The 9,879-nt window shown below is 60.8% G+C and carries 10 protein-coding genes; 3 read left to right on the top strand and 7 right to left on the bottom strand.

Annotation, left to right across the window (positions count from 1 at the left end; genetic code table 11):
- Both AC1DLB_RS11190 and AC1DLB_RS11185 read right to left on the bottom strand, forming a co-directional pair.
- Positions 1 to 445 (bottom strand): DUF2170 family protein (locus AC1DLB_RS11190; RefSeq protein WP_477785007.1); only part of this gene is annotated, 445 nt, incomplete at its 3' end.
- Positions 446 to 724: 279 nt separating this feature from the next.
- Positions 725 to 1,273, bottom strand: coding sequence for a cysteine hydrolase family protein (locus AC1DLB_RS11185; RefSeq protein ID WP_018925668.1), 549 nt, complete (start codon positions 1,271 to 1,273; stop codon positions 725 to 727).
- Between the two features lie 101 nt (positions 1,274 to 1,374).
- Here AC1DLB_RS11185 and AC1DLB_RS11180 point away from each other — a divergent pair, with 101 nt between their 5' ends.
- From AC1DLB_RS11180 to AC1DLB_RS11170, 3 genes are all read left to right on the top strand, one after another.
- A complete protein-coding gene (locus AC1DLB_RS11180; RefSeq protein ID WP_477785006.1) occupies positions 1,375 to 2,370 on the top strand; it encodes a GlxA family transcriptional regulator in 996 nt (331 codons plus the stop codon).
- A 209-nt stretch (positions 2,371 to 2,579) separates the two neighbouring features.
- Positions 2,580 to 3,689: a DUF3182 family protein gene (locus tag AC1DLB_RS11175; RefSeq protein WP_477743829.1), complete on the top strand. Its 1,110-nt coding sequence runs from the start codon at positions 2,580 to 2,582 to the stop codon at positions 3,687 to 3,689.
- A complete protein-coding gene (locus tag AC1DLB_RS11170) occupies positions 3,679 to 4,437 on the top strand; it encodes an alpha/beta hydrolase family protein (RefSeq protein ID WP_018925671.1) in 759 nt (252 codons plus the stop codon). Before AC1DLB_RS11175 ends, AC1DLB_RS11170 begins: the two co-directional genes overlap by 11 nt.
- Positions 4,438 to 4,479: 42 nt before the next feature.
- On the opposite strand, the gene AC1DLB_RS11165 is transcribed toward AC1DLB_RS11170, so the two are convergent.
- The 5 genes from AC1DLB_RS11165 to AC1DLB_RS11145 all read right to left on the bottom strand — a co-directional run bounded on the left by AC1DLB_RS11165 (position 4,480) and on the right by AC1DLB_RS11145 (position 9,835).
- Positions 4,480 to 5,466 carry a lysylphosphatidylglycerol synthase domain-containing protein gene (locus AC1DLB_RS11165; protein WP_477785005.1) on the bottom strand — a complete coding sequence of 329 codons (987 nt, stop codon included), beginning with the start codon at positions 5,464 to 5,466 and terminating at the stop codon, positions 4,480 to 4,482.
- Positions 5,463 to 6,749, bottom strand: a complete 1,287-nt coding sequence (clsB, locus tag AC1DLB_RS11160; protein ID WP_477743830.1) for a cardiolipin synthase ClsB — start codon at positions 6,747 to 6,749, stop codon at positions 5,463 to 5,465. The genes AC1DLB_RS11165 and clsB overlap by 4 nt, the downstream gene beginning before the upstream one ends.
- Positions 6,746 to 7,543: an endonuclease/exonuclease/phosphatase family protein gene (locus AC1DLB_RS11155; RefSeq protein ID WP_018925674.1), complete on the bottom strand. Its 798-nt coding sequence runs from the start codon at positions 7,541 to 7,543 to the stop codon at positions 6,746 to 6,748. Before AC1DLB_RS11155 ends, clsB begins: the two co-directional genes overlap by 4 nt.
- Complete coding sequence (locus tag AC1DLB_RS11150) at positions 7,540 to 8,466, bottom strand: DUF72 domain-containing protein (protein ID WP_018925675.1); 927 nt, start codon at positions 8,464 to 8,466, stop codon at positions 7,540 to 7,542. The genes AC1DLB_RS11155 and AC1DLB_RS11150 overlap by 4 nt, the downstream gene beginning before the upstream one ends.
- Positions 8,467 to 8,623: 157 nt before the next feature.
- On the bottom strand, positions 8,624 to 9,835 hold the full coding sequence (locus AC1DLB_RS11145) for an MFS transporter (RefSeq protein WP_477743831.1): 1,212 nt from the start codon (positions 9,833 to 9,835) through the stop codon (positions 8,624 to 8,626).
- Between the last annotated feature and the right edge of the window lie 44 nt (positions 9,836 to 9,879).

The raw sequence follows: 9,879 nt of genomic DNA, 5'->3' as shown, positions 1-9,879 counted from the left end.
GCATGGACTCGATACCGATCGAGGACAGCGGGAACATTTCCCGGCTGCGCAGAACGGCATCATTGAATGCCGGGACGTTGTTGATCGATTCGACATCGACCAGGACCGTATCGACGATGATCTGATCGCCAACCACCGCGATGTAAATCGGCAAGCCACCGAAATCGTTCATTTCCAGCTTGATGCTGGATTCGGAGCCTTGAACGAGGGAGAGGGTGATTTCGTTCGCAACCACTTCGTCGAGGGCCTGGAGGGCGCTGTAGAGGCGATCGATGTTCCAGTTATTACCTGCGCTCATGTAATTCTCCGACATGAATGAGCCAGCCAGAATCGGTTGGCGTAGCTGTTTCTCCATCTGCTTGAGCAGGCTTCGATTTTCGGGAAGCACCCAAGTCTCGTGTTTCACATAGCCGGCGGCACCCAGGCCCGCGCGCATCTGCTTCATGTAAAAGCTCGATGGTTTTTTCGCGGAGGGTTTCGAGCGCTCTCCTTTGCGGCTCGCTGAATCGGTAACAGACCCGGTAGGCGGATCTGATGGAGAGCTGCTTTTCATGGTGCTGATCCCGTTGTGAAAAACTCACGCGTGATAACACTACAGGCTATTTTTGCAGCCCTCAATAGCTCACGCGTGAGATTTTTCGACGGTTGCGCAGGTGTATGAAAAAGAAGGGAAGCAGCATGATTCCGATCAGTTAAGCGCAATCCTGTAGAACGAGCTTCTCATCTAACCAGCCAGAAAGTCATCGGTGGACACCACGCTGGCATAGGCAAAACCCAAAGCCGACATGAAGGCGGCGTGAACGTGGGCGGCCGGGACGGTGACGCCGTTGAACTCCAGATCAAGGGTGGCACAGGCGTCGTGGATCACCGTGACCGTATAGCCGAAGTCCGCTGCGGCACGGGTGACGCCGTCGATGCACATGTGGCTCATGCTGCCGACCACCACCAGGTGTTCGATGCCTTGCTGGTCGAGGATGGCCTTGAGTTCGGTTTCGCGGAACGCGTTGACGAAGTGCTTGAGCACCACCGGTTCATCGGCGCGGTTGAGGACTTTGGGGTGCAGCTTCGCGCCGTCGGAGCCCGGAGTGAAGAACGGCGCGGCGTCGGAGGTGAATTCGTGGCGGATGTGCACCACCGCGTCACCGGCCTCGCGAAAGGCCTGGATCAGCCGTGCAGCGTTGTCTGCGGCGGCATCGGCGCCCGCCAAAGGCCACTTGCCCTGGGGGAAGTAGTCGTTCTGGATATCGACTACGATGAGTGCTTGCTTGGCCATGAGTGTTTCCTCGAAGTGCTTGTTGGGTGTGATTCAAGTATCAGGTTCTGCAGGCCGTCCGAGGATTGGCCGCACCGACAATAGAAGGGGGAAAACTGACAATGGGCGTAGAAAGGGCAGTCGTCGAATTGGGCGTGCTGATCTATCCCGGCGCGCAGATGGCGGCGGTGCATGGGCTGACGGATCTGTTCGGGGTGGCCAACCGGATTGCCGCCGAGCATCAGACAGCGCAGTTGCCGTTGTTGCGGGTCAGTCATTGGCGGGTCGAGGGCGATCAGGTGCCAGAGCGGGTCTATGACAGTCAACCCGGCCCGGCCGAAGCGTTGGTCGCGGTGTTGATCCCGCCGTCGATTGGCGGCTTTTCCGAGGGCCAGGCACCGCAGGGGCTGATCCGCTGGATTCGTCAGCAACACGCCAGTGGTGCGACGTTGGGCGGGGTTTGCGTGGGGTCGATCCTGTTGGCTGAAAGCGGCCTGCTCGACGGCCGTAGCGCCACCACTCATTGGACCTCTGCCAAAGCCTTCGCCRAGCGTTACCCGGCGATCAAGCTCAAGGCCGACACGCCCATCGTCGACGACGGCGATCTGATCACCACCGCCGGGCTGATGGCCTGGTCAGAGCTGGGATTGCGCCTGGTGAACCGTTTACTGGGGCCGAGCATCGCCACCAGCACGGCACGCTTTCTGGTGGTGGAGCACAGCGACAGCGCGAGCGAATGCGGCAGTAATTTTTCACCGATTCTCAGCCATGGCGATGCCTCGATTCTCAAGGTCCARCATTGGCTGCAAAGCACCGGGGCGGTCGATGTCTCGCTGGCGGCAATGGCCGAACGGGCGGGGCTGGAAGAGCGCACCTTCCTGCGGCGATTCCGTGCGGCGACCGGGTTGAAACCCACCGAGTACTGCCAGCACCTGCGCGTCGGCAAGGCGCGCGAGATGCTCGAATTCACCAACGGCACCATTGATCACATTGCCTGGACCGTGGGTTATCAGGACCCGAGTGCGTTTCGTGCGACGTTCAAAAAGATTACCGGGCTGGCGCCGAGTGATTACCGGACGCGGTTTGGCGTGACGCCGCCAGCTGTTGTGGCCCGGTAGCCAGAGCACGCCAGATCAAGAAAATGTGGGAGGTTTGAGTCGTGCAAAATGCCGGACTCCTGAAGGGCGTCGTGCATAATCAAACAGGCGTAATGCCATTACTGTCTGGGCAACCGGCTGATTTAACAGTCGTTCTTCATCAGCCGCCATTGGCCTGATCCCTGCACCCCTCCAGCTACATTTATCCAACGCAGATTGAAGGGGGACGCATGACCCCAACAAATCGCAAGAAACTGGTACTCGCCCATTCGGTACGGCCCGATGCCCCGCTGCACGAAGTTGAAACCAATCGGGCGCTGGCTCGTTGGCTGGCGCAGATCGTCGGGCTCGAATACGGCGGCAGTTACGACCCGCAACTGCACAGCGGTCGTGACCGCTATCTGTTGCCGACCCAGACGCTGGTGGGCGCCGCTATCGCCCGGAAGCTGGGCGTCAAAGGGCCGGAGGATTTGTGGGGCGGTTACGTCGACCACGATTTCATCTGCACCAAAGCCATCAGTCATGGGCTGTTGAACCGCTATGCGTTCGCGCCCGAAGGCTGGGCAACGTTGTTTTGCGAACGGGTGCGCAGCGTCGTGCTCGATGGCCTCAGCGTGTTCTCCCTGGACGATGCGCGCCCGGCGGCGGAGCACCTGCTCTACAGCGGCCCGATCCGCATCAAGCCTATTCACGCCTGCGCCGGACGCGGTCAGGAAGTGATCAAGAGCCTTGACCAGTTCGACGCCATCCTCGCTCGCCCCGAGGCCAAGACACTGTTCACCGAAGGCGTGGTGCTGGAGCAGGACTTGACCGAGGTGATCACCCACAGCGTCGGCCAAAGCTTCATCGGCGACAAAGTGCTGAGTTATTGCGGTGATCAATACTTGACCGAAGACGCTCAGGGCGAGCAGGTTTATGGAGGGTCCAACCTGTTGGTGGTGCAGGGGTATTATGAGGACCTGCTGGCGCTGGAACTGCCGGATGACGTGAGGCTGGCGATCCAGCAGGCACAGGTATTCGACAGTGCGGCGGATGAAGCCTACCCCGGTTTCTATGCTTCGCGGCGCAACTACGACATCGCCCAGGGGCTGGACTGCAACGGCCGACAACGCAGCGGCGTGCTCGAACAATCCTGGCGTTTGGGCGGTGCCAGCAGCGCTGAAGTCGCGGCGCTGCAAAGCTTCGTCCACGACCCCGGCCTGCGTGCGATTCGCGTGTCCTCGGTCGAAACCTATAGCGATCAAACGCTGCCGGCGAACGCTATCGAGGTGTACCGCGGGCCGGCGGAACACAGTGATTTTCTTCTCAAGTACGTGACGGTCAAATCCTATGACGGCTAGAAGCGAAACCATTCAGATCGACATCGACGATGAACAGATGAGCGGGACCTTCCTCAGCCCCAAATCGAAAGTCCCGGGGGTGCTTTTCGTCCACGGCTGGGGCGGTAGCCAGGAGCGCGACCTGGAGCGGGCCAAAGGCATTGCCGGATTGGGTTGTGTGTGCCTGACGTTCGACTTGCGTGGCCATACCGGCGGGACCGGCATTCCGTTGTCCAGGGTCACCCGCGAAGACAACCTGCGCGACCTGCTGGCAGCCTACGACCGTTTGCTCGCCCACCCGGCGCTCGACACCTCTGCGATCGCGGTGGTCGGCACCAGTTATGGCGGTTATCTGGCGGCGATCCTGACGACGTTGCGTCCGGTGCGCTGGTTGGCGCTGCGGGTGCCGGCATTGTATCGCGACGACTTGTGGCACACGCCCAAGCGTGAGTTGGACAARGCCGACTTGCGCGACTATCGCGGCACGCTGGTGCGCGCCGACAGCAATCGCGCGTTGCACGCCTGTTCGCAATTCACCGGGGATGTGTTGCTGGTGGAGTCCGAGACCGATGCCTATGTACCCCACGCGACGATCATGAGTTACCGCGCCGCGTGTCAGCAGACTCACTCGCTGACTCACCGGATCATCGATGGTGCGGATCACGCCTTGAGCGACCCGGTTTCGCAACAGGCGTACACCTCGATTCTGGTGGATTGGATCACCGAGATGGTGGTGGGTGAGCGGTTGAGCATCATTCAATCGAGTTGAGAGAGGCGGTGGTCTTGCGGTCGTTCGCGGGCAAACCACATCTCACCGAGGTTTCTTCGAGATCCGCAACGACTTGGCCTTGGCTTCCACCACCAGGTACATCACCACGGTTATCAGCAGCGGCAGAATGAAATAGATCGCCCGATAAGCGATCAACCCCGCCACCAGGCTGCCCCGCGATACTTCGTGCTGCARCAGCGCCACGAACACCGCCTCCAACACACCGAGCCCGGCCGGGATATGGGTGATGACCCCGGCAATGGCGCTGATCAGCAACACACCAAGCACCGGCGGATAGTCCAGTTTGCTCGGCAGCAACGTGAAGATCACCGCCGCCATCAGCGCCCAGTTCAGTGCGCCGAGGGCCAGTTGCAGGATTGCCATGCGTAGCGACGGCAGAATGATATCCACGCCGCGAACCGACCATTTCCGGCGCCTGGAATACCGGCAGGCCGCCAGAYATCCCATGCTCAACAACAGCAACAAAATCCCCACGTCCTGCAGTGCATTGCTGCTCACTTTCCAGCCCGGCGGCATTCGCATCAGGCCGCTGCTGAACACCGCGCCGGCAATCACCATGTAGCCGAACCAGTTGGTCGCCAGGCTCAGCCCGAGGATTTTTGCGATGTTGCCTTTGCTCACGCCGAGCCGCGAATACAGCCGATAACGCATGGCGACGCCGCCGACCCAGGCGCTCAGGTTGAGGTTGAAGGCATAGCTGATGATCCCCACCGGGAGGATCTGCCGCCAAGTCAGGTTCTGCCGGATGTAGGTGCGCCCGATCAGGTCGAAACAGGCATAGACCAGAAAGCTTGCCAGGGTCACACCTGACGCAATGATCAACGTGCGTACTTTGAAATCAGCCAGGGTATCGAACACTTCGTTCCATTCGATGCGCTGGGCGAGCATCGTGAACAATACGATCAGCGCCAGGAAAAACAGCATCGTCAGCGGCCTTTTCCAGCGGTGCCAGTGGTGTTTGCCCGGCGTGTCGGAGTGCGACGCAGGCTGCGCTTGGGAATGGCTCATGCCTTGGCGCTCCCGGGTGGGTGGATGAAGGGCTTCAGGTGCGGTTTATGCGCCGGCAACCAACCGGCCCATGCGGGGAAATGCCGCAGGAAGTGAAACACCAGAAAGCCGATGGTCATGTCCCAGATTCGCCCGCGAGGGGCTGTGTCCACCGACATGACCTTGCAATGGTTGCTGCTCAACTCGTCGAGACGCTCGTACAGATCGCGGTTGAAGATACGGTCGCGGATCAGCACGTTGGCTTCCAGGTTCAGGGACAGGCTCAGCGGATCGAGGTTGCTTGAGCCGACAGTGCTCCAGTCCTCGTCGACCAGGGCGACTTTGCCGTGCAGTGGGCGGTCGCAATATTCGTAGATCACCACCCCGGCCCGCAGCAGGTAATCGTAGGTCATGCGCGCGGCGAGCCTGGCCACCCGCAGGTCCGGTTGTCCCTGAAGAATCAGGCGCACCTCGACCCCCCGGCGTGCCGCATTGCGAATCTCGCGCAGCAGCCGATAGCCTGGAAAGAAGTAGGCATTGGCGATCACCACGCGACGCCGGGCACTGCGCAGCACCTGCAAATACACCTCTTCGATATCGTTTGGGTGTTCTGCGTTGTCGCGATACACCAGCCGCACCTGACCGTCATGATCGCTGACCGCCAGTTCAGCGTGCCGCTGCCTGCGGCGCTGCCACCAGTATTTGGCCCGAGCCGGTCGACCGCTTTTTAGCAGGGCGAAATGATGAATATCGGCCACTGCCGGGCCTTGCACTTCAACCGAATAATCCTGCTTGGCCTCGGGGCCGAAGTCGGCCAGATGGTCGGCGGAAAAATTGATCCCGCCGAGGAACGCAATCGTGCCGTCGACCACCACAATCTTGCGGTGCAGACGGCGGAACCAGTTGGTGCGGATGCCCAGGTGACGCGGGGCAGGGTCGAATATTTGCAGGTGCACGCCTGCGTTGCTCAGGGCGGCGAGGAACGCCGTACTCAGTTCGCCACAACCAAAGCCGTCGAGACTGACCGTGATACGCACACCGCGTTGCGCCGCTTCAATCAGGATCTGTTGAAGCTCATTGCCGACCTTGTCTTCGAACAGAATGAAGGTTTCCAGGAGGATTTCCCTCTGGGCCTGGCGCAGCACTTCAAACACCCGTGGAAAGTACGCCTCACCGTTTTCCAGCAACTCGACCCGGTTGTTACCGTGCCAGCCGTATTCAACTTCAGTCACCGCAGGCTCGCGCACGGGGGGAGGAGGGGAGACGTGTTCGACCGTGGTTTTTTCCATCGATGGGCTGCTCATAACTCGATCTCCACCGACAGGGGCGCATGGTCGGAAAGGTGTGACCAGGGGCGTGCCGCCAGCACTTGCGGATGGCTGGCCTTGAGATGGCGCACGTAGATGCGGTCCAGGCGTAACGCCGGCAAACGCGCGGGGAAACTGCGCGCCGGTTTGCCATGCTGCTCGGCAAAGACCTCACGCAAACCGCAAGGCTTGAGCAACGCATCGGCGCGTTGGCGCCAGTCGTTGAAGTCGCCGGCGACCACCACCGGGGCATCTTGCGGTAACTCTTCCAGGCGTCGGATCAGCAGCTTGAGCTGTGCCGTCCGGTGGCTTTCGCGCAGACCCAGATGGACGCAAATGGCATGCACTTCCCGGCCATCGCCGGGCATCCGCAACACGCAATGCAGGACTCCACGGTTTTCATGGCCGCTGATGGACACGTCGAGGTTGTCGTGGCGAATGATCTGGAATTTCGACAACAGTGCATTGCCGTGATCGCCCGCCGGGTAGACCGCGTTGCGCCCGTAGGCGAATTGCGGCCACAGGCTATCGGCAAGGAATTCGTACTGGGGCATCGCCGGCCAATTGTTGTAGCGCTGGGGATGCTGTTCGTGGGTGCCGTGGACCTCCTGCAAAAACACCACATCGGCGGACACACTGCGCACCGCTTCGCGCAACTCGGGCAGGATGAAGCGCCGATTGAGTGCGGTAAACCCCTTGTGGGTGTTGACCGTCAGCACGGTGAAGCGGCTCACGGCATTGATGATGGGTTGCTGTTCATCCGTTCCGCCGACCGGTTCGGGAATGCTCATGGCAGCGCTCCTTCGGCAACCGGCTCGCCGGGGGCCGTGACAAGGTCTTTGTCGAGATGCAAACGCTCAAGCAGGTGGCGGGCATCGAAGGGCGCGCGGACTTTGATGTCGTTATCGAAATAGCAGAACACTTCCCGGGATCTGCGAGTCTTGGGTTTTTGCCGGGGCGCGATCAATTGCGGATCTGCCGGTTGCTGGCCGTGATGCCAGGCCTCGATCCGCTCGCTCCAGCGTTGCAGCGCTTGAGGGGTGTAACCGCTGGCGTAGAGTTCTTCGGCGCCGTGCAGGCGCAGGTAGACGAAATCGCTGGTGAGGTCTTCGCGGTACGGCCATTTGCCGGCGGTGTCGGCAATCACCAACGCGGTGTTGTAGCGTTTGAGCAGCCGGACGAAGGCCGGATCGACGAAGCTTTCGTGGCGAATTTCCACGGCATGACGCACTGGTTTTTTGCCGTAGGCCTTCATGCTGGCGTGACCGTTCAGACGTGGTTCGTGCTGGCGGGCAAGGGCGGCGGCCTGTTCGGTGTCGTGGGGCAGTTGTTCAAGAAAGTGTTCGAACAGCTCCGGGTCGAATTTGAAGCTGGGCGGGAACTGCCAAAGGATCGGGCCGAGTTTTTCCTTGAGTTCCAGCACCCCGGAGGCGAAGAAATTCGCCAGGGGTTTATGGATCTCCCGCAAGCGCTTGATGTGGGTGATGAAACGCGGCGCCTTGACGCTGAACACGAAGCCCGCCGGGGTTTCGGCGTACCACTGGGCGTAACGTTCGGGCCGTTGCAGGGCGTAGAATGATCCATTGATTTCGATGCTGTTGACCGCCCGTGACGCGAATTGCAATTCGCGTTTGTGGGTCAGCCCCTTCGGGTAGAAGGCTCCCCGCCAGGGCGTGTAGCGCCAGCCTGAAATGCCGATATGAATCGCCGCCATGTCGCCTCCCATCCTCGGACAGCCCTGTCTTTTGATGACTGCCGGGTGTGCGAGAAAGTTTCGACGGGGCTACGGACGGTAAAAGCAAAAGATCGCAGCCTTCGGCAGCTTCCCACAGGCGTGCAGGAGTTGCCGAAGGCTACGATCTTTTGATCTATCAGTGCCCGACAACGATCCGGGCCGAACCTTCAGCCGGCTCGGCATACACCGGACCCAATCGATCGAGACGACCACTCCAGGCGGTCAGTGCCAATGCCACCAACACCACCAGGCCACCGATCCACGCGGTATGGATCAGGCCCATATGCGCCACGATCAAGCCACCACCCCACGCACCACCGGCAATGCCGAGGTTGAATGCCGCGATGTTCAGGCCCGACGCCACGTCCACCGCATGCGGGGTGTGATGTTCGGCCTGACGCACCACATACACCTGCAGCCCCGGCACGTTGCCGAACGCCACCGCACCCCAGACCAGCACAGTGGCCAGGGCCAGCCATGGATTGGCGGCGGTGAAGGTCAGTGCGAACAGTACGGCGGCGAGCAGGGCGAAGATGATTTTCAGGGCGCCGATCGGGCCGCGTTTATCCGCCAGCTTGCCGCCCCAGATGTTGCCGACGGCCACCGAGATGCCGTACACCAGCAGCACCAGGCTGACGGTGCTGGCGCTGAAGCCCGCAATGTCCTGAAGAATCGGTGCCAGAAAGGTGAAGGCGATGAACGAGCCGCCGTAGCCGACCGCCGTCATGGCATACACCAACAACAGGCGCGGTTGCTTGAGCACTTGCAACTGCTGCAACAGCGAAGCCGGTTTGCTGTGGGCGATGTTCTTCGGTACGTAGAGCAGGCTGCCGATGAAGGCGATCACACCCAGTGCAGACACCGCGAGGAAGGTTTCACGCCAGCCGAAATGCTGACCGATAAACGTCCCCAGCGGCACGCCAGTGACCAGCGCCACAGTCAGGCCGGTGAACATGATGGCAATCGCGCTGGCGGCTTTTTCCTTAGGCACCAGGCTGGTGGCGATGATCGAGCCAATTGAGAAAAACACCCCGTGGGCCAGGCCGGTGACGATCCGCGCAATGATCAGCGACTCGTAGCTCGGCGCTTTCCAGGCCAACAAGTTGCCGAGGGTGAACAGCACCATCAGCGACAACAGCAGCAATTTACGCGGGACTTTGCCGGTGAGGGCGGTCAGCACCGGCGCGCCGACGGCCACCCCGAGTGCATACAAACTGACCAGCAAACCGGCGGACGGCAGGCTGACGCTGAGGTCGGCGCCGATGGTGGGTAACAGGCCAACGATGACGAACTCCGTCGTCCCGATGGCGAAAGCGCTAAGGGTCAGCGCCAGCAAGGCAATGGGCATGGCTGCAACTCCGATGGATTGATTGATGGAGCGCAGTGTCGGGG

Source organism: Pseudomonas sp. 05N434 (assembly GCF_056396965.1).
The sequence above is the reverse complement of the archived record's forward strand: the minus strand, read 5'-3'. Positions and strand labels throughout refer to the sequence as shown.